The sequence below is a fragment of the Dactylosporangium thailandense genome (assembly GCF_059739745.1).
The window spans coordinates 8,585,326-8,611,399 of sequence record NZ_AP029195.1 but is presented as its reverse complement, the minus strand read 5'-3'; the positions used below and the strand labels follow the sequence as shown (position 1 = coordinate 8,611,399).

Here is a 26,074-nt window from a genome sequence, read left to right as displayed (position 1 = left end):
CCGCCTCAGCCGACCCTCCCGCTGAACCCGACCCTCATCGCCCGGCCACCATCGTTGACCATAGCCGGGGAAAGTCCGGCAGCGTCTTCGCGGTGCATGCCACGTCGTCCAGACGCAGCCCGGGCACCGCCAGCCCGAGCACCGCGCCCGCGTGCGCGAGCCGCCGGTCGCCGTTCGTGCGCAGCGTGCCGCCCCGCAGCGGGCGCGGCCGGATGCGCAGCCCGTCCGGTTCCGCGGTCACGTCCGCGCCCAGGCCGGTCAGCGCCGCGGCCACCTGGGCCAGCCGGTCGGGCGGCTCCTGGCCGCGCAGGTGCGACGGGGAGTCGGCGAGCGCGGCGACGGCGGCCAGCACCGCCGACACGTCGGCCAGCCCGGTGAGGTCGGCGCTGACGCCGTGGACCGTCCCGGAGCCGCGCACCATCAGCCCGCCCGGCGTCAGGGCCGCCTCGCCGCCCATCTGCCGCAGCACGTCCAGCAGCCGCCGGGTCGGCTGGCTGGTCGCGGCCGGCCAGCCCCGCACCGTGACCGTCCCGCCGGTGACGAGGGCCGCGGCCAGGAACGGGGCGGCGCTGGCGAGGTCCGGCTCGATGTCCCAGGCCCGTCCCTTGAGCCGCCCGGGCTCGACCGCCCACACGTCGGGGCGGGTGTCGTCGACGCCGGCGCCGGCCGCGCGCAGCATGTGCACGGTGAGGGCCACGTGCGGCTTGGGGACCGGGGCGCCGACATGGCGTACGACCACACCCCGGTCGTATCCGGCCGCCGACAGCAGCAGCCCGGAGACGAGCTGGCTGGACGCCGAGGCGTCGATGGTCACCGGGCCGCCCGCGATCCGCCCCGAGCCGTGCACGGTGAACGGCAGCCCGTTGCCGGTGTCGATCCGCGCGCCCAGCGTCCGCAGCGCGCCGAGCAGCGGGGCCATCGGGCGGCGCCGGGCGGCGGGCTGGCCGTCGAAGGACACCGAGCCGGTGGCCAGGCCCGCGACCGGGGGCAGGAAGCGCAGCACCGTGCCGGCCAGCCCGACGTCGACCCGGGCCGGGCCCTCCAGCGGCCGCGAGCGCAGCAGCCAGAGGTTGTCGTCGGCGGTCGACACGTGGCAGCCCATCGCGCGCAACCCGGCCGCCATCAGCTCGGTGTCCCGGGCCCGCAGCGGGGTCCGCAGGGTGCTGGCGCCGTGCGAGACGGCCCCGAGGACCAGCGCCCTCGCGGTCATGGACTTCGACCCCGGCAACCGCAGCGCGGCGTCCAGCGGACCGGCGGCGGTGGGAGCGGGCCACGGTAAGTCGGTTTCCACGCGCTCAGTGTGCAAGCAACTTCGATAGGTAGCGACTGCTGAGTTGCCGGGCAGGATTTTTCTCATACTGCGCGGATACCGTTGGCCCCATGTGTGGCAGGTACGCGACCTCGCGCAGCAACGCCGACCTCAGCGCCCTGTTCGAGGCGGCCGACGAGACCGACGGCCTCGAGCCGGACTACAACGTGGCCCCCACCGACCCGGTGCCGGTCGTGCGGGTGTCGCAGTCGGCGGGCGGCCGGGTGCTGGCCACGGCCCGCTGGGGGCTGCTGCCGGCCTGGGCCAAGGACCCGAAGGCCGGCGCCCGGATGATCAACGCGCGGGTCGAGACCGTCGAGTCCTCCGGCGCCTTCGCGCAGTCGTTCGCGCGGCGGCGGTGCCTGGTGCCCGCGGACGGATGGTACGAGTGGGTCCGCAGTGACGACGGAAAATCCAAGCAGCCCTACTTCATGACCCTCGGCGACGCCGAGCCGTGCGTATTCGCGGGGCTGTGGTCAGTGTGGGGCAAAGGCGACGATCGACTCCTCACGTGCAGCATCATCACCACACCGGCCGTCGATGACCTGGCGCTCATCCACGACCGCATGCCGTTACTGCTGCCGGAAGCCCGATGGGCCGACTGGCTTACCGCACAACCGGATGCAAGCCTCCTGTTGCCGACGCCATCGTCGCACGTCGCACGGCTGGAGCTACGCCCCGTAGGCGCCCGCGTGGGCGACGTACGCAACGACGGTCCTGACCTGGTCGCGAAAGTTGCGGCACCCCCACTCCGATCGAGCGATGTCGAGCCGATCGATCTGACCCTTTTTTAGGCTGTAAGTCCAGAAAAAAATCCGACCGTTTTTGCGGATCGGCCGATGAACTCTTGAATTTGCAGCCGTTTCTGCGATACAACACAGCGCCGGTGGGTCTATGTCGGATGGGGGCATCCCGACGTTTTCCCGCCTTGCGTTCGTTTGACCCACGGGGGAGGTGGGTGTATGACCCGGGCGAGGATGCCACGCCCTCACGAAGTCGCAGCCGCGAAGCGAGACCCGCGACTGCTCAGGGCCGTCAAGGAGCAGCAGGGCGACGGAGCCTGGCGTATCCGCGGCGCATGCCAGGCGGTCGACCCAGAAACGTTCTTCCCGGCTCCGACGGAGCCGGCCGACGCCGCGGTGGCCCTGTGCCGCACGTGCGACGTCCAGGGAGCCTGCCTCGCGTGGGCCCTCGACGTCGGCGACTGCCACGGTGTCTGGGGAGCCACAACACCGCGCGAGCGGCGTGCGATGCTCGTCGCATGGCGCAGCGAGGGGCAGGGGCCGGGCGTTCCCGGCCAGAGCGACCCACGGCTCGGCGCGATGGCGTGCCTGCCGATCCTGCCGTTGCAGCGGGCCCGGACCCGGGAACAGCCGGATCCGGTCGGGGCGGGCGCTCCGCAGTAAAGCCGTCCTCGTCCGCCGCTCGGCCCCGGCCGGGCGGCGGGCGTTCGGTCGCGACCCCGTTCGGCCCGGCGCGGTACAAGCTCGACGTGCCCGAGAATTACGGCGGGACGCTGCTCATGCTCGGCCACGGCGCCGGCGGCGACGTCGACGCGCCCGACCTGGTGGCCGTGCACGACGCCGTGCTCGGCCTCGGGGTCGCCGTGGCGCTGGTGACCCAGCCGTACCGGGTCGCCGGCCGGCGTGCGCCCGCGCCCGCCGCCCAGCTCGACGCCGCCTGGCTGGCCGTCGTCGCCCGGCTGCGCCGGAACCTCGAGTTCGGCGCGCTCGTCGTGGGCGGGCGCTCCAGCGGCGCCCGGGTCGCCTGCCGCACCGCGCGCGAGGCCGGGGCGGCCCGCATCCTGGCCCTGGCGTTTCCGCTGCACCCGCCGGGCAAGCCGGACAAGTCCCGCGCCGACGAGCTGCTCACCGGGGTGCCGACGCTCGTGCTCAACGGCGACCGCGACGCCTTCGGGGTGCCGGGGGAGTCGCCCGGGGTACGCGTGGAGGTCCTGCCCGGCGAGACCCACGCGCTGTCGAAGCGCCCCGCGGCCGTCGCCGAGGCCGCCGTGGCCTTCGTCACCGGGGCCGGACTCCCTCGTTGATCGGGATGTGGCCGGCTTACACCGGTCACGCTGCCACAACTCCCAGGCCCTCCCTGCTCCCAGCGGCCGGCCCGGTCCCAAAGTGGTCCGGCCGCTGGAGCGGTGAGGCGGAATGGCGGGCCGCGTTGCGGTGTTACACCACCCGAGCGGCGCTGCCGACGGCGCCGTCAGCGGAGGGAACCAGAGCGTGGCAACACTCGAGCGTGACGACCTGCGGATCCGCGAGTTGCTGTTCAGTCCGGCGTGGCCCGGGACGACCGACGCGGAGCCGGATCCGTCGTGGCAGCCGATCGCCCGTGAGCGTTTGACGGGCGCCACAAACACAGAACTCGCACAGGAACTCGGCGTATCCTCGACCGGACGGTCAAGGGTGGGGGTCGCACGAGTGGTGAGCAGCGAGAGCGCGGAGCAGCAGCGGGTCCGGTTCGAGCACGACGCGCTGCCCTTCATCGACCAGCTGTACGCCGCGGCCCTGCGCATGACGCGCAACCCGTCGGACGCCGAGGACCTCGTGCAGGAGACCTTCCTGAAGGCCTACGCGGCGTTCCACCAGTTCGAGACGGGCACCAACCTCAAGGCGTGGCTGTATCGGATCCTCACGAATACGTACATCAACTCGTACCGGCGCCGGCAGCGTCAGCCCGTCCAGGCGCCCACCGAGGAGATCACCGACTGGCAGCTCGCCGAAGCGGAGTCGCACACGTCCAGCGGGCTGCGCTCCGCCGAGACCGAGGCCCTGGACCGGCTGCCCGACTCCGACGTGAAGGAAGCCCTGCAGTCGCTGCCCGAGGAGTTCCGCCTGGCGGTCTACCTCGCCGACGTCGAGGGCTTCTCCTACAAGGAGATCGCCGACATCATGAACACGCCGATCGGCACCGTGATGTCCCGGTTGCACCGCGGACGGCGCAACCTGCGCCGGCAGCTCGAGACCTATGCTGCCGACCGTGGGTTCACCCGCACTCCGTCCGCTGAGCCGAGCGAGGTCTGAGATCGATGAGCTGTGGAGACCCGCACGAGACCGACTGCAGTGACGTGCTCGCGGAGGTATACCTCTACCTCGACCTCGAGTGCGCCGACGAACGCCGCACGGTGATCCGCGACCACTTGGACGAGTGCTCGCCGTGCCTGCGCGAGTTCGGCATCGAGCAGGAGGTCAAGGCCCTAGTGGCACGCTGCTGCGGCTCGGAGCTGGCACCGGCGGAGCTGAAGGCCCGCCTGCGCGCGAAGCTCTCGGAGTTCGTGGTGAACGCCGACTCGCGCGAGCTGCGGACCGACTAGCCACGGTCACCACTTGTGTTCGGCTCCTACCTCCGCGTCGAACCTTGATCGTCAGATTTGGATGCGTCGGGTAGGCTTAGGTTTGAATCGGCCGCGCACCGCCTGAGTGGGCCTTGGCTTGCTTGAGCTCTGCGTGGGCATTCGTCCTCGTTGCTTCCTCTGCTCCTGGCTTGGGCTCCTGGCTTGTGCTCCTGGCTTGTGCTGCGGCGGCTCTTCGCGGCCGCCGCAGGCCTCGGTGGTGGGGTCCGCGGCGGTCGCGGTAGGGCCGCGCGGCGGGTGATGCCCCCGATATGCTGCGAGCGCACACAATGCAGCCGCGAGGGAGACCCGGGATGTCCGACGAGATCCGTGCCGAGATGGTCGCCAACGTCTGGAAGGTCACGACCCAGGTGGGCGCCGAGGTAGCCGAGGGCGACACCCTGGTGATCCTGGAGTCGATGAAGATGGAGATCCCCGTGGTGGCCGAGTCCGAGGGCACGGTGAGCCAGATCGCCGTGAACGAGGGCGACGTGGTGCAGGAGGGCGACCTGATCGCCGTGATCGGGTGACCTCACCCGCGCTGGACGCCGTCGCCGCGCACGCCGCGACCCTGCCCGCCGACGCCACGGGCGGCCCGTCGGCCGCGCCCGTCTCGGACGGCCCGCCGCCGGCTGAGGACCGTTCGCTCGTGCCCGGTCAGCCGACCGGCCCGGGCGCGGGTGGCGTTCGCGTCCGGCTGATCACGCTGGACGACTACGACGCCGTGTCGCGGCTGACCGTCGAGGCCTATCGGGCGGACGGGCAGCTGGAGGCGTCACCCGAGTACGCGGCGGTGCTCGCCGACGTCGCGAGCCGGGCCGAGGCCGCGGACGTGCTCGTCGCCGAGCTCGACGGGGTGCTGCTGGGGGCGGTGACGTTCACGCTGGCCGGCGGGAAGTACGCGGAGGTTTCGCGGCCCGGCGAGGCCGAGTTCCGCACGCTCGCCGTGGACCCGGCCGCGCAGCGCCGCGGGGTGGCTCGGGCGCTCGTGCGGGCCTGCCTCGATCGCGCCGCCGAGCTCGGGTGCGGTGGGGTGGCGATCTGCGTGCGCGACGACAATCCGGGGGCGTTTGCGCTGTACGAGGGGTTCGGCTTCACGCGGGACGCCTCGCTGGACTGGTCGCCGGTGCCCAAGATCAACCTGCTCGGGCTGCGGATCGGGCTGCCGGCTCCGGCGAAATAGCCGCTGGTCAGCCGGGTTGCCGCTGCCGTCGGCGGGTCGGGGCCCGCGAATGGGCCGCCGGCGGTCGATCAAGCGCGGTCGGTGGGGTCGGGGTGCCTTCGATCCAGGCTCCGCTGCGGCCGTCGATGGTGCGCGATTGGTCCGGGTTGCCGTCGGTTGACGGGCACTATCTTGACGAAGCGCGTTATAGGCGGATTTATCCGGACTCGTGGGCAGTCGCGGCTGTTGGCTGGGCTGGCGGAAGCCGTGGTGCGTCGGTGAGGCGCGAAATCGTGAAATCGGCCGGCAGACGTGCGGCTGCACCGCCTCAGCCCAGCTCGGGATCTCCGAGGCGAAGAGGTGAAAAGGTGAGGCGGCGAGTCAGCCGGTGGGGTCGCGCGGCTCGGTGGGTGCCGCGCGGTCGGCTGCGGCCAGGAGTTCAGTCGGTGGGGTCGGGCGGCTCGGTGGGTGCCGCGCGGTCGGCTGCGGCCAGGAGCTCAGTCGCGACCTCCAGGGCCGCGGCCCGGCGCTCCTCGCTCGTCCCGGGCCGTTCCCGCAGCAGGAACCAGCTCGCGTGGATCGAGAACAGCGCCATCGCCCGCCGCAGCTGCTGAGCCAGTGAATCCGCCGGGTCCGTCAGCAGGGCGAACACGCGCAGCATCTGCTCGCGCATGCGCTTGCCGGCCGGCAGCGTGTTGATCAGCGTCTGGTTGCGCTCGAAGAAGCGGATCACGTTCTCGTGCACGAACTCGTCGTGCAGGACCGAATACCGCTCGACGAACTGCAGCCGCGTCGCCGAGTCGCGGGGCTGGGACTCCGCCCAGTCCAGCAGGGCGTCCACCGCCGCGATCCGCTGCTCGATCAGGCTCGAGATGATGTCGTCCTTCGTCGGGAAGTGGTAATACAGCGCCGCCTTCGTCACGCCCAGCTTCTCGGCGATCTCGCGCAGCGACGTCTTGTCGTACCCCTCCTCGATGAACAGGTCGAGCGCGACCCGCTGGATGTGCGCACGCGCGTCCGGGGCCCCGTCGGCGTCGCCCGTGCGGATGCGATTGCGCCCGCGGACGACCCGCGCGGCGGTCTCGTGCTCGCTGGAGTTCATCGCCACCAATCCTACTTGACGCCCGGCTAGTACCCAGCTTACCGTACGGCTAGTAAGTCACCTAGCCGGTCGACAAGTAAGTTCGGGGAGCAACCGACAATGGCAGACAAGACGGCGCAGAGCCCGGTGAAGGTCGTCCTTCCCGGCCTGCTCATGGCCATGCTGCTGGCCATGCTCGACAACGTGATCGTGGGCACCGCGATGCCGCGCATCGTCGGCGACCTCGGCGGCGTCGACCACCTCTCCTGGGTGGTCACCGCATACGTCCTCGGCACGACGGTCTCCACCCCGCTGTGGGGCAAGCTCGGCGACCTCTACGGCCGCAAGACCGTCTTCATGACCTCGATCGTGCTGTTCCTGCTCGGCTCGGCCCTGTGCGGCTTCGCGCAGAGCATGCCCGAGCTCATCGGCTTCCGCGCGTTCCAGGGGCTCGGCGCCGGCGGGCTGATGGTCGGGGCGATGTCGGTGCTGGGCGACCTGGTGCCGCCCCGCGACCGCGGCAAGTACCAGGGCCAGTTCGCCGCCGTCATGGCCATCGCGATGGTCGGCGGGCCGCTCGTCGGGGGCTTCATCACCGACCACGCCGACTGGCGCTGGGCGTTCTTCGTCAACCTGCCGCTGGGCGGGGCCGCGCTCGTCCTGCTCGCGCTGCGCCTGCACCTGCCGAAGCGCCGCACCGAGCACCGCATCGACTGGCTGGGCGCCCTGCTGCTGTCGGTCGGCGTGACCGCGCTCGTGCTCATCACCACGTGGGGCGGCACGCAATACGCCTGGGGCTCGGCCGAGATCCGCGGCCTCGCGATCGTGGCGGTGCTCGGGCTCGTCGCGTTCGTGCTCGTCGAGCGCCGGCACCCGGAGCCGATCGTGCCGCTGTCGGTGTTCGCGAACCGCAACTTCACCCTGGTCGCGGTGCTCGGGTTCCTCGTCGGCTTCGCGATGTTCGGCGCCATCACCTTCCTGCCGCTGTACCAGCAGATCGTCCAGGGCGCCTCGGCGACGAACTCGGGCCTGCTCCTGCTGCCGATGATGGCCGGCATGCTGGTCACCTCGCTCGTGGTCGGCCGCGTGATCACGAAGACCGGGCGGTACCGGATCTTCCCGATCGCCGGCGGCGTGGTCATGGTCGCCGCGACGCTGCTGCTGGCCCAGCTCGGCCCGCACACCTCCAAGCTCTCCTCGGGCCTGTACATGACCGTGCTCGGCATCGCACTGGGCTTCCTGATGCAGACCACGATGCTCATCGCGCAGAACAGCGTCGAGCTCAAGGACATCGGGGTGGCCAGCAGCACCGCCACCTTCGCCCGGTCCATCGGGGGAGCGTTCGGCGTGGCCGTCTTCGGCGCGATCTTCAACCACCGGCTGCACGCACTGCTCGGCGAGCGGCTCGGCTCCGCGGCCGCGGACAAGATGGCCAGCGGCGGCGGGGGCGCGCGGATCGACCCGGCCACCCTCGCGCAGCTGCCGCCTGGCGTGCGCACGGCGGTCCTCGACGCGATCGCGGGCGCGACGTCGAGCGTGTTCCTGTGGTCGACCGTGGCCGCGGTGCTCGTGCCGGTGATCGCGCTGTTCATCCGCGAGGTCGCCCTGCGCGGCGGGGCCGCGGACGAGTCCGAGCGCACATTGGTTGCGCAAGAGGGCTAGTTTCGCGCACGCGGTGCGCGAAGTTGCTCCCAAAACTAGCGATCGGTGCGCGAAACTGCGAGACTACGAGCAGGAACGCGCATCGATCGCTCATTGGGAGGACCGTCATGACCGGCGCCGGGATGAAGGCCGACATCGCCGAACAGCCGGAGGTGTTCGCTCGCCTGCTCGACGAGCGCGCCGGCCAGATCGCCGAGGTCGCCGCGAAGATCGCGGAGTGGAAGCCGCGCAGCGTCGTGTTCACCGCGCGCGGCACGTCCGACCACGCGGCCCTCTACGCCGCCTACCTCACCGAGATCCGCCTCGGCATCCCGGCCGGGCTCGCCAGCCCGTCGGCGATGACGCTGTACGGCGCCCGCCCCGACCTGCGCGACACGCTCGTCGTCGGGGTCAGCCAGAGCGGCGGCTCGCCCGACCTGCACGGCGTGCTCAGCGTCGCCCGCGAGCAGGGCGCGCACACGCTCGCCGTGACCAACAACGCCGAGTCCCCGCTGGCCCGGGCGGCCGAGCTGCACGTCGACGTGGCGGCCGGGCACGAGGTGGCGGTCGCGGCCACGAAGACCTACACGGCGGAGCTGCTGGCCCTGCTCATGCTCGTCGAGAGCGTGCGCGGCGGCGGCACCCTGCCGGACGAGGAGCGCGCCGAGCTCGCGAAGCTGCCCGGGCACGCCCAGGCGGTGCTGGCCGACGACACCGTGGTCGACCTCGCCGCGCGGTACCGCTTCGCCGACCGCCTGGTCACGACCGGCCGCGGCTACGCCTACCCGACCGCCCGGGAGACCGCGCTCAAGCTCATGGAGACGTGCTACCTGGCCGGCCTCTCCTTCTCCGGCGCCGACCTGCTGCACGGCCCGCTCGCGATGACCGACCCGGACGTGCCGGTGCTCGCGGTCGTCGGCAACGGCCCCGCCGGGCAGTCGATGCGCGACGTCGTCGGCCGGCTCGGCGAGCGCCGCGCGGACACGGTCGTGTTCGGGCCGGCCGCGGTCGAGGGCGCCTCGGGCTGGGTGCGCACGCCGGACGTGGACGAGCGCTACGCGCCGCTGCTGGACATCCTGCCGCTGCAGCGCCTCGCGCTCTCCCTGGCGCTGCTGCGCGGCGAGAACCCGGACGCGCCGCGCGGCCTCAAGAAGGTGACGACGACGCTGTAGCGGCCGCCACGGGGATCACCGCGGGGCGACCCTCCGCGAGGTCCTTGGTCGCGAACGAGGTGGCCGGGCGGCTGCCGACCGAGATCTGGTACGTCGCCCGGCTGCTGGACACGTTGCGCTGCTCGAACGCGAAGTTGCAGTCGAATCCGCCCCCGTCGGCCGCCAGCACGCCGGCCGCCAGCTCCGCCGCGGCGATCGGGCGCCCGGAGGAGTCCGCGATGCGGACCGTGCCGCCCTGGTACACATCCCGCACCGACGACGGCGCCAGGCACGCGCTGCCCGTCACGCCCGCGGCGGCGCCGGCGACGGAGACGTAGCCGTGCAGCAGGAACCCATCGGGCTTGGACGTCTCGTCGTGGCGGCCCACCCAGCCACAACCGCCGAGCGCGAGCACCAACAGCAGGGGAAGTAGCAAACGCCGCACCCGGCAACCTTAGTCTTGTCCTCGTGTCCACCCTGCGCGACCTCGTCGAGGAACACACGAGCCTCGAACCCGATGACATCGAGCACCTGCACCGGCTGGCCGGCGACTGGCAGATCGTGTCCGACCTCAGCTTCGCCGACCTGCTCATGTGGGTGCCGATCGAGGTCCGGGGCGAGTTCATCTGCGTGGCCCAGGTGCGCCCGACCACCGCGGGCACGGCCTACCAGGATGACCAGGTGGGCCGGATCGCCGGCGGTCCCGAGGTCGCGCACCTGGCGATCGTGCGCCAGCAGGGGCGCATCTGGCGCGAGGGCGATCCGGTCTGGTACGGCGACATGCCCGCCCGCCACGAGGCGATCCCGGTCCGCCGGCGCGGCCACGACAAGGTCATCGCGGTCCTGGGCCGCGACACGAACCTGAGCACCGCCCGCACCCCGGCACAGCTGGAGCTCAACTACCTGACCACGGCCGACGACCTGGCCCAGATGATCGTCGACGGCAGCTGGCCGCCGCCCCGGCACCCGGGCGAGACGACGAGCGCGCCGCGCATCGGCGACGGCCTGGTCCGCCTCGACGCCACCGGCAAGGTCACCTACGCCAGCCCGAACGCCCAGTCCGCGTACCGCCGGCTGGGACTCGCCGCCCACCTGGTGGGCGAGAGCCTCGCCGAGACCACGGGCCGGCTCGTCGACGACCCGCTCGAGGGCGCCGACGCGACCGACCGCATCCACCAGGCCCTGCACGGGGAGGCCCCGGCCCGCAAGGAGCTCGAGGCCCGGGGTGCGACCGTGCTCATGCGCGCGCTGCCGCTCATGCCGGCCGGGGTGCCCATCGGGGCGCTCGTGCTCGTGCGGGACATCACCGAGGTCCGGCGGCGCGACCGGCAGCTCATGACCAAGGACGCGACCATCCGCGAGATCCACCACCGGGTCAAGAACAACCTGCAGACCGTCGCCGCGCTGCTGCGGCTGCAGGCGCGACGGGTGGGCGTCCCGGCGGCCCGGCACGCGCTGGAGGAGTCGGTACGGCGGGTGGCCTCCATCGCCCTGGTGCACGAGACGCTCTCGATGTCCTCGGAGTCCTCGGACGAGGCGGTCGAGTTCGACGGCATCGTGGACCGGGTCGCGGCGGCCGCCGTCGAGGTGGGGGCGGCCGGGTTCAGCGTCGCGGTCCGGCGCGAGGGCGACTTCGGGGTGCTGCCCGCCGAGATCGCCACGCCGCTGGTCATGGTGCTCAACGAGCTGCTGCAGAACGCGGTCGAGCACGCCTTCGAGCCCGCCGGGCCGGACGCGCCCGAGGTGGTCGTCTCGGTGCACCGCTTCCGCAAGCAGCTGCACGTGACCGTGGCCGACAACGGGTGCGGGCTGCCGGAGGGCTTCGACCTCGACGCCAGCGAGCGGCTGGGCCTGCAGATCGTGCGCACCCTCGCCACGGGGGAGCTGCGCGGCACCATCGAGCTGCGCGGGCGGGCGGACGGCGGCACCGAGGCGGTCATGGTGGTACCGCTGGCGAAACGGTGAAACCAACCGGACTGTGGGACGCAAGGGCGGCGTGGCCGGTCCCGGCGCTGATTCGCGTCCCCGAATTCCTATCGGCTGAGTGTTATTCCAGTTACATGTTCGTCAAATCCTACTGAGAGAACCCTCACGTGGACGTGGCGTAAGGACCGCTCCCCGTGGAAGACTGCACCCTATGCACGCTGCTTCTCTGCGGCTCGTCAGCCGCCGACACGTCGACTACGGTCGCGTGCGCAGCGCCATCTGTCCGGCTTGCTGAACGCCGCCCGCCGAATTTCTTTCCCGGGTGCGCGACTTCGCGCCGGATCCTTATGACATCGACGTCATCCGTTCCCGCATCGATCGGGGACGGCCGGCGCTTGGCCGCGTGCTCTCGATCCTGAGAGGACGCCGACATGTCGGTGAACACTGTCCGCGGACGTGGTGCGGCCGGTGGTCGTCCCCGCGGTGAGGGGCAGTGGGCCCTGGGGCACCGCGAGCCGCTCAACCCGAACGAGCGCAGCAAGAAGGACGACAACCCGCTCAACGTGCGGGCCCGCATCGAGAACATCTACGCGCACCGGGGCTTCGACTCGATCGACCCCGCGGACCTGCGCGGACGGTTCCGCTGGTTCGGGCTCTACACCCAGCGCCGCCCCGGCATCGACGGCGGGCGCACCGCCGTGCTCGAGCCGGAGGAGCTCGACGACCGCTACTTCATGCTGCGCATCCGCAGCGACGGCGGCCAGCTCTCGCTCGAGCAGCTCAAGACGATCGCCTCGATCGCCCAGCGCTTCGCCCGCGACACCGCCGACGTCACCGACCGGCAGAACATCCAGCTGCACTGGATCGAGATCGAGAACGTCCCGACGATCTGGCGGGAGCTCGAGGCGGTCGGCCTGTCCACCCTGGAGGCCTGCGGCGACTCGCCCCGCGTCATCCTCGGCAGCCCCATCGCCGGGGTCGCGGAGAGCGAGGTGCTCGACCCGACCGAGGCGATCAACGAGATCAACGCGCGGTACATCGGCGACCCGGAGCTGTCGAACCTGCCCCGCAAGTTCAAGACCTCCATCTCGTGGCTGGCCGACACGCCGTACGAGGCCAACGACGTCTCGTTCGTGGGCGTCATCCACCCCGAGCACGGTCCCGGCTTCGACGTGTGGGTCGGCGGCGGGCTGTCGACCAACCCGATGCTGGCCCAGCGCCTCGGCGCCTGGGTGCCGCTGCACGAGGTGCCCGACGTGTGGCACGGCATCATCCGGGTCTTCCGCGACTACGGCTACCGCCGCCTGCGCAGCCGCGCCCGGCTGAAGTTCCTGGTCGCGGACTGGGGCGTGGACCAGTTCCGGCAGATCCTGGAGAACGAGTTCCTCGGCCGGCGCCTGATCGACGGCCCGTCGCCCGAGCTGCCGGAGAAGCCGGTGGACCACATCGGCGTGCACAAGCAGTGGGACGGCAAGTACTTCGTCGGCGCCGCCCCGATCGCCGGGCGCAGCTCCGGCACCCAGCTCGCCGCGGTGGCCGAGCTCGCCGAGCGGCACGGATCGGCTCGGGTGCGGCTCACGCCGTACCAGAAGATCCTGGTCCTCGACGTCGAGCAGGAGCACACCGAGTCGCTCGTGCGGGGCCTGGCCGCGGTCGGGCTCGAGGCCCGCCCGTCGAGCTGGCGGCGCAGCACCATGGCGTGCACCGGCATCGAGTTCTGCAAGCTCGCGATCGTGGAGACCAAGGCGCGGGCGGCGGAGCTCATCGAGTACCTCGAGAAGCGGGTCGCCGACCTCGACGCCGACATCTCGATCCACCTCAACGGCTGCCCGAACGCGTGCGCCCGCACCCAGGTCGCCGACATCGGCCTCAAGGGCATGCTCGTGCGCGACGACAGCGGCGAGATGGTCGAGGGCTTCCAGATCCACCTCGGCGGCGGGCTGGGCATGGCCGAGGGGCAGACGGCCGGCTTCGGCCGCAAGCTGCGCGGCCTCAAGACGACCGCCGCGGCCCTGCCCGCGTACGTCGAGCGGGTCGCCAACCACTACCTGGCCGGGCGCGAGCCCGGAGAGTCCTTCGCCCGCTGGGTGATGCGAGCGCCGGAGGAGGAGCTGCGATGAGCGAACGTAGTGAGCGAATCATGACTCAGTGCGTTTTTGAGCCTCGTGGCGCCGGGGAGCGAAGCGAGTCGGCGACATGAGCGAACGGATGGCGCCGCTGCATTGCCCCTACTGCGGCGAGGAGGACCTTCGACCTCACGAGGACGCGCACGGCGCATGGGAGTGCCGCAGCTGCGCCCGCGTCTTCTCACTGAAATTCCTGGGACTGGCGGCGAACGCTTTGGAGGCGAAGCGATGAGCAGCACGACCGTTGCCCGAACCGCACAAGAATCCATCGACCTGGCCGCGGCCGCTTCGGCGCGGCTGGAGGGCCAGACGGCCGAGAAGATCGTGGAGTGGGCCGCCGGCCAGTTCGGCGAGCGCTTCTGCGTGACCAGCTCCTTCGCCGACGCGGTGCTCGCCCACGTGGTGTCGAAGGTCGTGCCCGGCGTGCCGGTCATCTTCCTCGACACCGGCCTGCACTTCGCCGAGACGCTGCGGGTGCGCGAGATCGTCCAGCGCACGCTGCCGGTGACCGTCCGCTCGATCCGCCCCCGTCAGACGGTCGCCGAGCAGGACGCCGAGTTCGGGCCGCGGCTGTACGCCCGCGAGCCCGACGAGTGCTGCTTCCTGCGCAAGGTCGAGCCGCTGGAGCGGGCCCTGGAGGACTACGACGCGTGGGCCGCGGGCCTGCGCCGCGACGAGTCGCCGAGCCGCGCCAACACGCCGATCGTGGGCTTCGAGCGGGCCCGCGGCAAGTTCAAGGTCTCGCCGCTGGCGCTGTGGACGCAGGCGGACGTGGACCAGTACATCTCGCGCTACAACGTGCCGGTGAACGCGCTCATGCGGCAGGGGTACGCCTCCGTGGGCTGCTGGCCGTGCACGCGCCGCACGCCTCCGGGCGGCGACCCGCGCAGCGGCCGCTGGGCGGCGTTCGACAAGACCGAGTGCGGTCTGCACACCTCCGGATGACCGCTGTTCTTCTGGTGGCCCACGGGTCCTCGGATCCGCGGGCGGCCGCGGCCACTCGCGCGCTGACGCGGGCGGTCGCGGCCCAGCGGCCCGGCCTGGACGTGCGCTGCGCGTTCCTCGACCACGCCGGGCCGCGCCCCGGCGAGCAGCTGGCGGCGTTCGAGGCGCTGGGGCACCGCGCCGCCGTCGTCGTGCCGCTGCTGCTCACCAACGCCTTCCACGGCCGCTTCGACCTGCCCGCGGTGCTGGAGCGGGCCCGGGCCGGGGGCCTGGGCCTCGACGTCACCACGACCGACGTGCTCGGCGCCGGCACGCCCGCGCTGCTGCTCTCGGCGCTGCGCCGGCTGCTGCCCCCGATGCCCTTCGACGGGGTCGTGCTCGCCGCCGCCGGCACCCGCGACGACCTGGCCCGCCACGGCGTCGACCAGGCGGCGGCGGCCCTGGGAGCGTCGCTGGGCGTGCCGTGCGTGCCGGGCTATGCCTCGGCGTCCACCGTCACCGGCGCGGCCGCGGTGGACGCGCTGCGGGCCCGGGGCTGCGAGCGGATCGCCGTCTCGTCGTACTTCCTCGCCCCCGGCCGGCTGCACGATCTCGTGATCGGCTCGGCGGTCGCGGCCGGCGCGCTGGAACCGGTCGCCGCGCCCCTGTGCGCCCACGTGGACGTCGCCCGTCTGGTGATGTCCCGGATCGGGGATTTCGCGCTCGTACGAGCCGCCTGAGGGGCCGCGGCACCGTTACGTGGTGCTGGACGGTTACCGTTGGGGGATGATGACGTGCCCCAAGTGTCGCGGCGAGATGCGCCAGTTCGAGCGGAGCGGTGTCACCGTCGACCAGTGCCTGGAGTGCCGCGGGATCTTTCTCGACCGCGGCGAGCTGGAGCGGCTGATCGACGCCGAGCAGGCCTGGCAGGGCAGCCGGCAATCTCATCAGCAGACCCATCAGCCGACCCACCAGCCGTCATACGGCTATCAGCAACCATATCCCCAATCGCACGGTGGCTATGGTCATTACGGACATCACAAGAAGCACCGGCGCCATCACCGGGAGAGTTTCTTCGGAGAGCTTTTCGACTAGATGCAGCAAACGCCCCGGCCGAATGGCCGGGGCGTTCGTTGTCTAGATGCGTGCGTTGGAAAGGCTCAGGCAGAGTGAGCGCGGACCCGAAGGCCGCCGCGACGCTTCATCAGGCGACGCTCGTCTTCGCTCATTCCGCCCCAGACGCCGGCGTCCTGACCCGAGTCGAGGGCCCACTGGAGGCACTCGGAGGTCACGGAGCAGCGCTGGCAGACCGCCTTCGCCTGCTCAACCTGCAGCAACGCCGGGCCGGAAGTCCCAATGGGGAAGAACAGCTCCGGGTCCTCGTCGCGGCAGAGGGCATGGTGGCGCCAGTCCGACATGGCGGCAACACTCCTTGTTTTTTTCGCGGATCGTTGTTGGTGATTCCCGTTATGCATCTCATGTAACGGTTCGGCTAGGCGGAGCCTGAAGATCCGTTGCATGTGTGCGGGCAACGCTCAGTGGTCGTTTCGCTTGTGAATGCTTTCACGAACTACCGCGATGTCAAGGGGTCCAAACCAAAAAAATCCAAGTCGGTGAGCAAGCTCACGCACTGTTTGTCCGATTTTATGGCGACTGGTGACCCTGGATCGCAACAGTCAGTGACCAATGTAGTACGGCTTGGTCAACGACCGGAGGGCTTTCGGAGATGCGGCCGCGGTGTCTCTGTCGCGACTCTCTGCAACTTTCTCCCCCTTCGGTGGATGATCGCCCGGGGTGACTCAACACACTACGCGTAACGCACCCGGGACGGACGCGAAATCCAACTTGTCAACCTCGCCGAGGTACTCCCCGTCGACCTGATACGCGATCGGCTTGGCGGCCGTCAGCGTGAACCCCGGCAGGTCGTGCAGTCGCAGCACCTGCTTCCCCTTCGGGGTCCGGCGGCTGGACAGCAGCTGCGACACCGTCCGAGCGGTGCCGGCGATCTGCAGTTCCCGAAGGCCGAGCACGTCCAGCCCCGTGTCGAACGAGGCGCGCGGGTTCGGATTGACCGGCCGCTCGCCGATGTACGTCCACGGTGCCGTGTTCTGCACCAGCATCCACGTTAGCCCGCTTGTGGCCGGTTCGCCCGGCAACTGCATGGTGAGCAGCGGCACGCGCCGATTCGTGGCGGCGTACTGGCCCATGAAGGCGCGCAGGTACAGCAGCGGCGTGGACGTCGAGCCCTTGTGCCGGGCCTGGTCGACGCGGCGCACGACCTCGGCGTCGAGGCCCAGGCCGGCGCAGAACGTGAAGTAGCGGTCGTCGGCCCGGCCGAGCCCGATCAGCCGTTCGCGCCGGTCCCGCAGCGCCTCGAGGATCGCGCCCGTGCCCTCCGCCCAGTCGCTGGGCAGCCCGAGCGCCCGGGCGAACACGTTCGTGGAGCCGCCGGGCACGACCGCGAGGGCCGGGCGCTCCTGGGCGCGGTTCGCGGCGGGCCCCGCGTCGAAGGTCATCAGGCCGTTGACGGCCTCGTTGACGGTACCGTCGCCGCCGAGGGTCACGACGAGGTCCAGGCCGTCCCGGGCGGCGTCGCGGGCCAGGTCGGCGGCGTGCCCCCGGCGGCGCGTGTAGACCACGTCCAGGTCGACCTGGCTGCGCAGGGCCCGCACCAGGATGTCCCGGCCGCGCTCGGTGGTGGTCGTCGCATTGGGGTTGACCACCAGAAGGGCTCGCATGGGCGGCACTGTACCCGGTTCGCTGCGCGATAAGGTTGGCCCGTGAGGATGTCGTGAGCAGGAGGGACGTGCAGGTGAGCGCGGTCGAGGAGGTTCCCGGCCGGACCCCGGCGACCCTGCGCTGGGCGGTCCGGCTGCTGCTGGTGGAGGGGGCCGGGCTCGCCGCCGTGACGCTGTGGCTGGTGTATCTCGACCTGACCTCCGACGCCGCCTCGGTGCCCGGGGCCGTCTCGGTGACCGTCTATCTCGCCCTCATGACCGTGTGCTTCGCCGGCGTCGGGATCGCCCTGCACCGCCGGCGGCGCTGGGCTCGCGGCCCCGGCATCGTGGTCTCGATGCTGCAGATGCCGATCGGTCTCACGATGCTGCAGACCGGCCAGCCGTGGATCGGCGGACCACTCTTCGTGCTCGGGCTGACCGGGGCTGTGCTGCTGTTCGCGCCCTCGACGCGCATCGCGCTCGGTGTTCGTTAGATCGATAGATGTAACGCTCGTCATCGTTCGCTGTGCGCACCTGTTCGCCGCCCGGACAGGATTCCGTTCCGGACAGCGAGTCCGTTATCTCACAGTGACTGATCCGTAAACGGTTTCGGTGCTTTACGCTCGGTTGTCGTGACGGTCGCTCCCGCCTATCAGGTCCTCGCCGAGCGCATCCGCGTCGACATCGTGTCCGGCCAGCTGCGCCCCGGCGAGCGCCTGCCCACCGAGCCGCAACTGTGCGAGCAGTCGGGCCTGAGCCGCTCGACGGTGCGCGAGGCGCTGCGGTTACTGAGCAGCCAGCACCTGATCGTCACCACGCGGGGCGTCAACGGCGGCAGCTTCGTCGCCGAGCCCGACGCGTTCGCCCTGGGCGAGACCCTCGCCGACGGCGTGGGCCTGCTGCTGGCCAGCGGCGCGGTGACCGGCGAGGACTTCCTCGAGGTGCGCCGCATGCTCGAGGTGCCGGCCGCGGGCCTGGCCGCCGCCCGCCGGGAGCCGCAGCACCTGGAGGAGCTCGAGCGGGCGATGTTCGACCCGGAGCACGACGACCTGGAGCGGCGCATCGAGGCGCACGCGGCCTTCCACCTGGCGGTCGCGGCGGCCACCGGCAACTCGCTGCTCTCCCTCGTGGTGCGCCCGCTCTACAGCCTGGCCAACCGCGAGTCGGTGGAGCGGGTGTTGCCGCTGCCGTTCTGGCGCACGGTGGACCGCGACCACCGGGCCCTGCTGGGCGCGATCCAGGCGCAGGACGTGGCCCGGGCGATGGAGCTGGCCCGCGCGCACATCGACAACATCCGCCCGGCCGAACGCGTGCCGGCCGTCGTCTGAGCTCAGCTCCGCGACGGGCGGCGCTTGGTCAGCCGGATGCCGGCCTGGTGCGCGTCGACGCTCGCCGAGACCTCGTCGGCCAGGGCGCTGAGCACCTGCCACGCGAACGACTCGCCGCCCGGCAGCCGCTCGTCCGGCGAGCCCAGCGGCACGGTCGTGTAGACCGTCAGGGCGTCGGGCGTGACGGTGAACCGGCAGGAGAGTTCCACCGTGTCACCCAGCTGGGGGGTGTCCGCGGCCACGGCGAGCAGCATCGCGCAGGCCTCGTCGACCGCGATGCGCAGGTCCTCGATCTCGTCCAGGGTGAACTGCAGGCGCGCGGCCAGGCCGGCCGTCGCGGTGCGCAGCACGCCGAGGTAGGCGGGCGACGCCGGCACGGCCAGCAGCACCACGTCGTCGCCGTCGGCACCGGACCTCTTCGGAGCGACCTGAGTCAACGCTATCGAACCCCTCTTCACCGCGACCCTGACCGCGACTCTACGACGTCGGCGCACCCGACGACGCGGCGAGTGCTTCCAGCGGCGCGCCGGAGAGGCGGTACGGCACCCAATCGTGCTTCGGCCCCGCCCCGAGCCGGTCGTAGAACTCGCGCGCCGGGTTCCAGTCCAGGACGGCCCACTCCAGGCGGCGGTACCCGTGCGCGACGCACACCGCGGCGAGCGCGGCGACGAGGGCCTTGCCCGCACCGGTGCCGCGCGCGCCCGGACGCACGTAGAGGTCCTCGAGGTAGATGCCGTGCACGCCCTCCCACGTCGAGTACGTGAGGAACCACAGCGCCATGCCCACCACCGCGCCCCCGTCCTCGGCCACGTGACAGAACACGGCGGGGGAGGGGCCGAAGAGCGCCGCGTGCAGCTGGGCCTCGGTGAGGTGGCACTCGTCGCGGGCACGCTCGAACTCGGCGAGCTCGTAGACCATCTCGACGAGCGCGGGGACGTCGTCCGGGGTGGCGGGGCGGATCATGCTGCTACTCCCTGAAAAGCACGACCCCCACCCCGCGGGTGCGGGATGGGGGAGGTCCGATGACGCAGACTCCACAGGCCGGTTCAGGCCTGCTTGGTCTCCCAGAAGATCTTCGCGATCTCGTCGATCTTGCCCAGGAGCTGCTCGGCGACGGCCGGGTCGGCCGAGCCCTTGGCGCCGGACGCGCCCGCGAGCTTGGTGGCCTCGTTGAACAGGCCGTGCAGCTGCGGGTACTTCTCGAAGTGCGGCGGCTTGAAGTAGTCGGTCCACAGCACCCACAGGTGGTGCTTGACCAGCTCGCTGCGCTGCTCCTTGATCAGCAGGGCGCGAGTGCGAAACTCGGCATTGTCGTTCGCCTGGTACTTCTCACAGATTGCCTTGACGGACTCGGCCTCGATTCGGGCCTGCGCCGGGTCGTAGACACCACACGGCAGGTCGCAGTGGGCGCTCACCACGGTGCGCGGGGTGAAAAGCCGCGACAGTCGCATCGAACCCTCCAGGGTGATTTGCGATGATCCTCAGTGCTGACCCTACTCCTATCCATCTTCGGGGATTTCATGCGCCTGCCGTGGTTTGCGGCACTCGTCTCGGGCCCGTCCATGGTGCCGACACTGCGCTCGGGAGACCGGATTCTGGTGCGGCGCGGGACATCGGCGCGCCCTGGCGACGTGGTGGTCGCGCAGTTTCGCGCCCGGCCCGGCCTGCTCGTGGTCAAGCGCGTGGAACGGGCCGATGCCGACGGGTGGTGGGTGGTCGGCGACAACCCCTTCGCCAGTGATGATTCTGCGCGTTACGGCCGCGCGGACATCGTCGGCCGTGTGACATTTCGCTGGTGGCCACAACCCGTGCGCCTGCGCCGCGTCCCACGCTAAGGTGAGGCGGATACGGGCGACCCCCGGCCGCATTCGCACATTCTTTCGCGCTTTCACCCGCGCCGCGCGTCCTTCCTGTATCGCAAACCGTGGCAAAGGAGCCCCCGGTGCTGACATCCGTGTCCGATTCCGTGTCCGATCCCGTGTCCGACCCCGTCTTCGACCTGCACGTCGGCGGAAAGCTCTCGGTGCAGTCGACGGTCCCGCTGTCCACCCGCGAGGACCTCTCCCTGGCGTACACGCCCGGCGTCGCCCGCGTCTGCGAGGCCATCGCCGCGGACGAGTCGCTCGTCCACCAGCTCACCTGGGTCGGCAAGGCCGTCGCCGTCGTGACCGACGGCTCCGCGGTGCTCGGCCTGGGCAACATCGGCCCGCGCGCGGCGATGCCGGTGATGGAGGGCAAGGCCGTGCTGTTCAAGCAGTTCGGCGGCGTGGACGCGGTGCCGATCTGCCTCGACACCCAGGACCCGGACGAGATCGTGCGGATCGTGACCGCGCTGGCGCCGTCCTTCGGCGGGATCAACCTCGAGGACATCTCGGCGCCGCGCTGCTTCGACATCGAGCGGCGGCTCGAGGACACGCTGCCGATCCCGGTCTTCCACGACGACCAGCACGGCACCGCGATCGTGGTGCTCGCCGCGCTGCGCAACGCCTGCAAGGTGCTCGGGCGCGGCCTCGGCGACCTGCGCATCGTGGTCAGCGGCGCGGGCGCGGCCGGCATCGCGGTGACCCGGATGCTGATCAGCGGCGGCGCGGACGCGGGCGAGATCATCGTGCTGGACTCGCGCGGCTGCCTGCACACGGGCCGCACCGACCTCAACCCGGCCAAGGCCGCGCTCGCCGCGCAGACCAACGCCGGCGGCGTGACCGGCGACATCGCCTCCGCGCTGCGCGGGGCCGACGTGCTCATCGGCGTCTCCGGCGGCACGATCGGCGAGGCGGCGCTGGCGGGCATGGCGCCGGAGGGCGCGATCTTCGCGCTGGCCAACCCCACGCCCGAGGTGCACCCGGAGATCGCGGCGCGGTACGCGAGCGTCGTGGCCACCGGCCGCAGCGACTTCCCGAACCAGATCAACAACGTGCTGGCCTTCCCCGGCATCTTCCGCGGGGCGCTGGAGTCGGGGGCGACCCGCATCAGCGACGGCATGAAGGTCGCCGCGGCCGAGGCGATCGCCGGCGTGCTCGGCGCCGGTGAGCTCGCGCCCGACGCGATCGTGCCGAGCGCTCTGGACCCGCGGGTGGCCCCGGCGGTCGCGGCCGCGGTGTCCGAGGCGGCCCGCCGTGACGGCGTCACCCGTTAACGAGGGTTAAGGTCCTGGGTATGCGTGCCGCTTTCGCAACCGCGTTCAACGATGCCGACCCGCTCGCCGTGCTCGAGGTGGGCGACGCTCCCGAGCCGGCGCCCAGGGACGGCTGGGCCGTGGTGGACGTGCGCGCCAGCGCGCTCAACCACCACGACCTGTGGTCCCTGCGCGGCGTCGGCCTGCGCGAGGAGCAGTTGCCCATGACCCTCGGCTGCGACGCCGCGGGCATCGGCCCGGACGGGGCCGAGGTCGTCGTCTACCCGGTGGTCTACAACGAGAAGGGCGACTTCACGATCCTCTCGGAGTACTACCCGGGCACGGTCGCCGAGAAGGTCACCGTCCCGGCGTACAACCTGGTGCCCAAGCCCGCGGAGCTCACCTTCGCCGAGGCCGCGTGCCTGCCGACGGCCTGGCTCACGGCCTACCGCATGCTCACCACCAAGGGCCGCCTCGAGTCCGGCGGGGCGGTGCTCGTGCAGGGCGCGGGCGGCGGCGTGGCCACGGCCGCGGTGCTGATCGGGACGGCCCTCGGGGCGCGGGTGTACGCCACCAGCCGCGACGCGGCCAAGCGCGAGCGCATCGCGGCCCTGGGCGCGACGGCCGTGGAGCCGGGCGGCCGCCTCCCCGAGCGCGTCGACGTCGTGGTGGAGACGGTGGGCGAGGCCACCTTCGAGCACTCGATGAAGTGCGCGAAGACGGGCGGGCGGATCGTGGTCTCCGGCGCGACGAGCGGTCACCTGCCGCAGGTGAACCTGCGCCGGATGTTCGCGCTGCAGCTGGAGATCCTGGGCACGAGCATGGGCACGCCGGAGGAGCTGGCCGACCTCATGGCCCTGCTCGCGCGCACCGGCATCCGCCCGGTGATCGACTCGGTGGTGCCGTTCTCGGAGGCGCGCAAGGCGTTCGAGCTGCTGCACTCGGGCGACGTCTTCGGCAAGGTCGTGCTGGATCACACCAGCTGAGACCAGCTGAAACACCCTGCTCGCGGCGCCCTGGCCTCTCGTGGCCGGGGCGCCGCGAGCCGGCTCAGAGGTGCGAGTCGAGGTCGGCGGTGGGCGCCAGTTCGGACCGGGCCGCGGCATCGCCGTACAGCTCCAGCCGCAGGAACTCCAGCGTGCTCTTCGCGACCGTCGGGTACGACGCCGAGGACGGGCTCAGATACGGGTCGTTGTGGTTGCCGCCCGGGATGGTCAGCATCGCCTTCGCCCACGGGACCAGGTCGTACGTCGCCTTGCCGCTGTCGTAGGTCACCAGCGGATCAGCGTCGCCGTGGACGAAGAACAGGGCCGCCGGCGTGCCCTGGAACTCGGTGCCCACCCCGAGGCCGCTGCCGGCCAGCACCACCCCCGCGCGCAGGCGTTTGTCGCGCCCGGACGTGAACAGGCCGACCGTCGTGATCGCGCCCGCCGAGTGGCCCGCGGCGGCCAGGCGCCCGGCGTCGATGCGCTTGCCCAGCGGGCCCGCGAGCACCTGCCCGAGCACGAAGCTCGCGTCGGCCGGCTGGTTCAGCACGTCGTACATGTCGAAGTGCGCCGCGCCCCGGGTCGTGTTCGGGTAGGCGGGGGCGATCACCACGAACCCGGCCGCCGCCCAGCTCTGCAGCAGCGGCGCGAACTCCTCCGGCGTGCCGTTGAGGCCGTGGCTGAACAGGACCGCGGGGTAGCGCCCGGCCCGGTCCGGCGTCCAGACGACGGTGCGCAGGATGCGGCTCTCGCGGGTGTACGTCACCTGCTGCGACGACACGGAGAGCCCCGGTGGCGGCAGCGTCAGGGACGGCGGCAGCTGTACCGGGGCCAGCCCGCCCGCCAGCGAAGGCGCGACGGAGGGCGAGGCGACCACCCGGCGCGCCGGCGCCGGGGCCGTCGAACAGCCGCTGAGCAGGGCGAACAGGCATACGGCGGCGGCGAGTCGGCGCATGGCACCAACGGTACGAGCGGGGTCGGCGAACGACCGCTTCCCCGCGGGGCGAAATCCGGCTACCTTCCGGCGCATGACTGTCGTGTTCCGCGCGCTGACCGCCGTGTGCGCGGTGGCCGGGATCGTCGCGCTGCAGGTGTGGAACCACGGGGACTGGGGCTCGTTCGTCTACTTCACCGTGCAGAGCGCCGTCATCATCGCCGCGGTGTCCGCGGTCGCCGTGTTCCGGCCGGTGCCCGCCTGGGTCCGCGGCGCGGCCACGCTCTACAGCTGCATCACCGGGATCGTGTACCACACCCTGCTGGCGAACCCGTCCAGCCCGTTCTACCAGGCCGACTCCGGGGCGCACACGCTGCACAACCTGCTGCTGCACTCGGCCGTGCCGATCCTGGCCGCCATCACCTGGCTGGTCGTCGAGCGGGAGCGGGTGCGGTGGTGGTACGCGGCCGCGTGGCTGTGCTACCCGCTGGCCTACCTGGTGTTCGCCCTCGTGCGCGGGGCGTTCGTGCACGAGTACCCGTACCCGTTCATCGACGTCAACAAGCTCGGCGGGCTCGGCGTGACCGAGACCTCGCTCGGCTTCACCGTCGCGTTCTTCCTACTCGGCCTCGCGCTCATCGGCCTCGGGGTGCTGCTGCGCCGGCTGCTGACGCGCGACCGCGCGGGCGAGACCGCCCCCGCCGAGGACCCGGCCTCGGTCTGACCGGGCGGAGTACCCCGACCGGGGGAGTATGCCCGCAATCCGACACTGTTCGGGCCCTGGCGGCCCCGACACGCTCGGTAGTGTGTCGGCCATGCCCGATGAGCGTATCGACCCGAGTCAGAACACTCAGGCGTTCCAGGCGTGGGTGGACAACAGCAGGAATCAGCCGGCCGAGCCCGCGAGCTCCAAGACGTTGCTCTGGGTCGGCGTCGGCGTCGGTGTCGTCGTGGTGCTCGCGATCGTGCTGTTCGTCGCGCTCGGCTGAGCACCGCGCTCCGCGTAGATCCCCGACGATTCGAAGTGCGTGAAGCCCGGGAGGGTGGCGTCGCTCGTCAGCCGCATCCGGGCCACGTCATCGCCGTTGAGTGCGAAGTCGAGGAAGTCCAGCAGCGTGGCCAGCACCTGCACGTGGCCGCGCTCCGGGTCGTTCGTGCCCGCCCCGTGCTCGCCGCCCTCGATGGTCAGGAACGCCTTGGGCCACGGGTTCTTGCCGTAGGACTCGCGGCCCTGGCTGTAGGCGACGACCGGGTCCTTGTCCCCGTGGACGAACAGCAGCGGCACGGGGCTGCCCTTGTAGGCCGTCGTCGGCCGGCCCGCGAAGATCACGCCGACCTTGAGCCGCGGGTCGCGCTTGCCGGTGAAGAGCCAGTCGGTCGTGGTGCCGCCGCCGGAGTGCCCGATCGCGCCGAGCCGGTCCGGGTCGATGCTGTCCGCGAGCGGGTTGCCCGCCTTCATCATCTGCGTGATCACGAACGAGGCGTCGACGGCCTGGTTGGGCACGTCGGTCTTGTCGAACTTCGGCCCGTCCTTCTTCGTGAAGGGGTAGGCCGGGGCGGCGACGACGTATCCGGACTCGGCCAGGAACTTCGTCATGCCCTCCTGCATCTGCGGGTTGCTGTAGAAGCCGTGGCTCCACAGGATCAGCGGGAACTCGCCGGGCAGGGGCGTGGCGTCGACCTGCACGCGGCCGCGGGTCTGGCGGGCGGAGCCGCGCACCGGATACCACACGGTCGTCGGCAGCGACCGGCTGCCGCGCGCGAAGCTGAAGTGCCGCACGCCGACCGCGTGCGGGGCCTTGGTGGAGGCGTCGACGGCGGTCGCACCGGCCGCGGTGGTGAAGGGCGTGCCGCTGTCGTCACTGCCGGACGCGGCAAAGGCGCCGCCCAGGATCAGCAGGGCGGCGGTCAGCAGCGTGACGGTTGCGGTTCGGGTGCGACGAGCGGGCACGAGGAAAATGTAAGGGCGGCTCGTGCTAAACCCATATCGCCCGAGTGGGGACATTCGATTGGCTTGCCGGACTACACCAGGATGTCACCGGATGAACCATTTGGACGACGTGGCTACCCTCAGGGGGATAGGCGCCAGCTGATCCGCTCGTCGAGTTGCGGCAAATGTCCGAAATGGACGGACTGACCTACTCGTCGTCCTCGTCGTCCAGCCGCGCCAGGTAGACGGCCAGGCGCTCGATCGGCGTCTCGAACTCGGGGTTGAGGTCGACGAAGTCGCGCAGCCGCTCGGCCAGCCACTCGATCGAGACCTCCTCCTCACCGCGGCGCTGGGCCAGCTCCTCGATGCCGCGATCGGTGAAGTACATGACGCGTCCTTCC

At 71.4% G+C, this 26,074-nt stretch carries 31 protein-coding genes; 20 read left to right on the top strand and 11 right to left on the bottom strand.

Going from position 1 to position 26,074, the window contains the following annotated elements:
- Positions 1–34: 34 nt before the first annotated feature.
- Positions 35–1,291, bottom strand: coding sequence for a 3-phosphoshikimate 1-carboxyvinyltransferase (gene aroA / locus AC6JBM_RS38325; protein ID WP_497978767.1), 1,257 nt, complete (start codon positions 1,289–1,291; stop codon positions 35–37).
- Between the two features lie 89 nt (positions 1,292–1,380).
- Here aroA and AC6JBM_RS38320 point away from each other — a divergent pair, with 89 nt between their 5' ends.
- The 7 genes from AC6JBM_RS38320 (at position 1,381) to AC6JBM_RS38290 (ending at position 5,835) form a co-directional block, all read left to right on the top strand.
- Positions 1,381–2,103: an SOS response-associated peptidase gene (locus tag AC6JBM_RS38320; protein ID WP_497978766.1), complete on the top strand. Its 723-nt coding sequence runs from the start codon at positions 1,381–1,383 to the stop codon at positions 2,101–2,103.
- A 168-nt stretch (positions 2,104–2,271) separates the two neighbouring features.
- Positions 2,272–2,715 (top strand): WhiB family transcriptional regulator, encoded by a 444-nt coding sequence (locus AC6JBM_RS38315; RefSeq protein ID WP_350611633.1) that lies wholly within the window; start codon positions 2,272–2,274, stop codon positions 2,713–2,715.
- Positions 2,716–2,801: 86 nt separating this feature from the next.
- Complete coding sequence (locus AC6JBM_RS38310; RefSeq protein WP_497978765.1) at positions 2,802–3,356, top strand: alpha/beta hydrolase family protein; 555 nt, start codon at positions 2,802–2,804, stop codon at positions 3,354–3,356.
- 112 nt (positions 3,357–3,468) lie between these two features.
- Positions 3,469–4,344, top strand: a complete 876-nt coding sequence (locus AC6JBM_RS38305; protein WP_497978764.1) for a sigma-70 family RNA polymerase sigma factor — start codon at positions 3,469–3,471, stop codon at positions 4,342–4,344.
- Between the two features lie 5 nt (positions 4,345–4,349).
- Positions 4,350–4,634, top strand: coding sequence for a mycothiol system anti-sigma-R factor (rsrA, locus tag AC6JBM_RS38300; RefSeq protein ID WP_350611631.1), 285 nt, complete (start codon positions 4,350–4,352; stop codon positions 4,632–4,634).
- Between the two features lie 332 nt (positions 4,635–4,966).
- Positions 4,967–5,182, top strand: coding sequence for a biotin/lipoyl-binding carrier protein (locus AC6JBM_RS38295; RefSeq protein ID WP_497978763.1), 216 nt, complete (start codon positions 4,967–4,969; stop codon positions 5,180–5,182).
- A 119-nt stretch (positions 5,183–5,301) separates the two neighbouring features.
- A complete protein-coding gene (locus tag AC6JBM_RS38290) occupies positions 5,302–5,835 on the top strand; it encodes a GNAT family N-acetyltransferase (RefSeq protein WP_497986615.1) in 534 nt (177 codons plus the stop codon).
- A 418-nt stretch (positions 5,836–6,253) separates the two neighbouring features.
- Here the strand turns inward: AC6JBM_RS38290 and AC6JBM_RS38285 are convergent, their stop codons facing one another.
- Positions 6,254–6,916, bottom strand: coding sequence for a TetR/AcrR family transcriptional regulator (locus AC6JBM_RS38285; protein WP_497978762.1), 663 nt, complete (start codon positions 6,914–6,916; stop codon positions 6,254–6,256).
- A 99-nt stretch (positions 6,917–7,015) separates the two neighbouring features.
- Here AC6JBM_RS38285 and AC6JBM_RS38280 point away from each other — a divergent pair, with 99 nt between their 5' ends.
- Both AC6JBM_RS38280 and AC6JBM_RS38275 read left to right on the top strand, forming a co-directional pair.
- Positions 7,016–8,557, top strand: a complete 1,542-nt coding sequence (locus AC6JBM_RS38280) for an MDR family MFS transporter (protein WP_497978761.1) — start codon at positions 7,016–7,018, stop codon at positions 8,555–8,557.
- A 122-nt stretch (positions 8,558–8,679) separates the two neighbouring features.
- A complete protein-coding gene (locus AC6JBM_RS38275; RefSeq protein WP_497986614.1) occupies positions 8,680–9,708 on the top strand; it encodes an SIS domain-containing protein in 1,029 nt (342 codons plus the stop codon).
- Here the strand turns inward: AC6JBM_RS38275 and AC6JBM_RS38270 are convergent.
- Positions 9,683–10,132: a hypothetical protein gene (locus AC6JBM_RS38270; RefSeq protein ID WP_350611626.1), complete on the bottom strand. Its 450-nt coding sequence runs from the start codon at positions 10,130–10,132 to the stop codon at positions 9,683–9,685. The genes AC6JBM_RS38275 and AC6JBM_RS38270 overlap by 26 nt on opposite strands.
- 23 nt (positions 10,133–10,155) lie before the next feature.
- Between AC6JBM_RS38270 and AC6JBM_RS38265 the strand changes: the two genes are divergently transcribed.
- The 5 genes from AC6JBM_RS38265 (at position 10,156) to AC6JBM_RS38245 (ending at position 15,758) form a co-directional block, all read left to right on the top strand.
- Entirely contained in the window at positions 10,156–11,652 is a 1,497-nt protein-coding gene (locus AC6JBM_RS38265; protein ID WP_497978760.1) for a sensor histidine kinase, read from the top strand.
- Positions 11,653–12,044: 392 nt separating this feature from the next.
- The gene (locus tag AC6JBM_RS38260; protein ID WP_497978759.1) at positions 12,045–13,733 is read left to right on the top strand and encodes a nitrite/sulfite reductase; all 1,689 of its coding nucleotides are present in this window, start codon (positions 12,045–12,047) and stop codon (positions 13,731–13,733) included.
- Between the two features lie 234 nt (positions 13,734–13,967).
- Complete coding sequence (locus AC6JBM_RS38255) at positions 13,968–14,684, top strand: phosphoadenylyl-sulfate reductase (protein WP_497978758.1); 717 nt, start codon at positions 13,968–13,970, stop codon at positions 14,682–14,684.
- The gene (locus tag AC6JBM_RS38250) at positions 14,681–15,403 is read left to right on the top strand and encodes a sirohydrochlorin chelatase (RefSeq protein WP_497978757.1); all 723 of its coding nucleotides are present in this window, start codon (positions 14,681–14,683) and stop codon (positions 15,401–15,403) included. Before AC6JBM_RS38255 ends, AC6JBM_RS38250 begins: the two co-directional genes overlap by 4 nt.
- A gap of 49 nt (positions 15,404–15,452) precedes the next feature.
- Positions 15,453–15,758: a TFIIB-type zinc ribbon-containing protein gene (locus AC6JBM_RS38245; protein ID WP_497986613.1), complete on the top strand. Its 306-nt coding sequence runs from the start codon at positions 15,453–15,455 to the stop codon at positions 15,756–15,758.
- Between the two features lie 65 nt (positions 15,759–15,823).
- Here AC6JBM_RS38245 and AC6JBM_RS38240 read toward each other — a convergent pair whose 3' ends face one another.
- A complete protein-coding gene (locus AC6JBM_RS38240) occupies positions 15,824–16,081 on the bottom strand; it encodes a WhiB family transcriptional regulator (RefSeq protein ID WP_190257048.1) in 258 nt (85 codons plus the stop codon).
- Positions 16,082–16,462: 381 nt separating this feature from the next.
- A complete protein-coding gene (locus AC6JBM_RS38235; protein ID WP_497978756.1) occupies positions 16,463–17,401 on the bottom strand; it encodes a diacylglycerol/lipid kinase family protein in 939 nt (312 codons plus the stop codon).
- Between the two features lie 53 nt (positions 17,402–17,454).
- Here AC6JBM_RS38235 and AC6JBM_RS38230 point away from each other — a divergent pair, with 53 nt between their 5' ends.
- Together AC6JBM_RS38230 and AC6JBM_RS38225 are read left to right on the top strand one after the other, a co-directional pair.
- On the top strand, positions 17,455–17,874 hold the full coding sequence (locus AC6JBM_RS38230; RefSeq protein ID WP_497978755.1) for a hypothetical protein: 420 nt from the start codon (positions 17,455–17,457) through the stop codon (positions 17,872–17,874).
- A gap of 138 nt (positions 17,875–18,012) precedes the next feature.
- Complete coding sequence (locus AC6JBM_RS38225) at positions 18,013–18,708, top strand: FadR/GntR family transcriptional regulator (protein ID WP_497978754.1); 696 nt, start codon at positions 18,013–18,015, stop codon at positions 18,706–18,708.
- Between the two features lie 2 nt (positions 18,709–18,710).
- Here AC6JBM_RS38225 and AC6JBM_RS38220 read toward each other — a convergent pair whose 3' ends face one another.
- From AC6JBM_RS38220 to sodN, 3 genes are all read right to left on the bottom strand, one after another.
- Positions 18,711–19,145: an ATP-binding protein gene (locus AC6JBM_RS38220; RefSeq protein WP_350611617.1), complete on the bottom strand. Its 435-nt coding sequence runs from the start codon at positions 19,143–19,145 to the stop codon at positions 18,711–18,713.
- A 40-nt stretch (positions 19,146–19,185) separates the two neighbouring features.
- Positions 19,186–19,671 carry a GNAT family N-acetyltransferase gene (locus tag AC6JBM_RS38215; protein WP_497978753.1) on the bottom strand — a complete coding sequence of 162 codons (486 nt, stop codon included), beginning with the start codon at positions 19,669–19,671 and terminating at the stop codon, positions 19,186–19,188.
- A gap of 83 nt (positions 19,672–19,754) precedes the next feature.
- A complete protein-coding gene (gene sodN, locus AC6JBM_RS38210) occupies positions 19,755–20,159 on the bottom strand; it encodes a superoxide dismutase, Ni (RefSeq protein ID WP_350611615.1) in 405 nt (134 codons plus the stop codon).
- 69 nt (positions 20,160–20,228) lie between these two features.
- Between sodN and AC6JBM_RS38205 the strand changes: the two genes are divergently transcribed.
- From AC6JBM_RS38205 to AC6JBM_RS38195, 3 genes are all read left to right on the top strand, one after another.
- Entirely contained in the window at positions 20,229–20,543 is a 315-nt protein-coding gene (locus AC6JBM_RS38205) for a S24/S26 family peptidase (RefSeq protein ID WP_497986612.1), read from the top strand.
- A gap of 119 nt (positions 20,544–20,662) precedes the next feature.
- Positions 20,663–21,844, top strand: coding sequence for an NAD(P)-dependent malic enzyme (locus AC6JBM_RS38200; RefSeq protein WP_497986611.1), 1,182 nt, complete (start codon positions 20,663–20,665; stop codon positions 21,842–21,844).
- Between the two features lie 20 nt (positions 21,845–21,864).
- Complete coding sequence (locus AC6JBM_RS38195; protein ID WP_497978752.1) at positions 21,865–22,809, top strand: zinc-binding dehydrogenase; 945 nt, start codon at positions 21,865–21,867, stop codon at positions 22,807–22,809.
- A gap of 64 nt (positions 22,810–22,873) precedes the next feature.
- Here AC6JBM_RS38195 and AC6JBM_RS38190 read toward each other — a convergent pair whose 3' ends face one another.
- Entirely contained in the window at positions 22,874–23,764 is an 891-nt protein-coding gene (locus AC6JBM_RS38190; RefSeq protein ID WP_497978751.1) for an alpha/beta hydrolase family protein, read from the bottom strand.
- A gap of 73 nt (positions 23,765–23,837) precedes the next feature.
- Here AC6JBM_RS38190 and AC6JBM_RS38185 point away from each other — a divergent pair, with 73 nt between their 5' ends.
- Positions 23,838–24,467 (top strand): Pr6Pr family membrane protein, encoded by a 630-nt coding sequence (locus AC6JBM_RS38185; RefSeq protein ID WP_497978750.1) that lies wholly within the window; start codon positions 23,838–23,840, stop codon positions 24,465–24,467.
- 162 nt (positions 24,468–24,629) lie between these two features.
- Here AC6JBM_RS38185 and AC6JBM_RS38180 read toward each other — a convergent pair whose 3' ends face one another.
- Together AC6JBM_RS38180 and AC6JBM_RS38175 are read right to left on the bottom strand one after the other, a co-directional pair.
- Positions 24,630–25,694 (bottom strand): alpha/beta hydrolase family protein, encoded by a 1,065-nt coding sequence (locus AC6JBM_RS38180; RefSeq protein WP_497978749.1) that lies wholly within the window; start codon positions 25,692–25,694, stop codon positions 24,630–24,632.
- A 187-nt stretch (positions 25,695–25,881) separates the two neighbouring features.
- Positions 25,882–26,061 carry a DUF6104 family protein gene (locus AC6JBM_RS38175; protein WP_350611610.1) on the bottom strand — a complete coding sequence of 60 codons (180 nt, stop codon included), beginning with the start codon at positions 26,059–26,061 and terminating at the stop codon, positions 25,882–25,884.
- Positions 26,062–26,074: the final 13 nt, after the last annotated feature.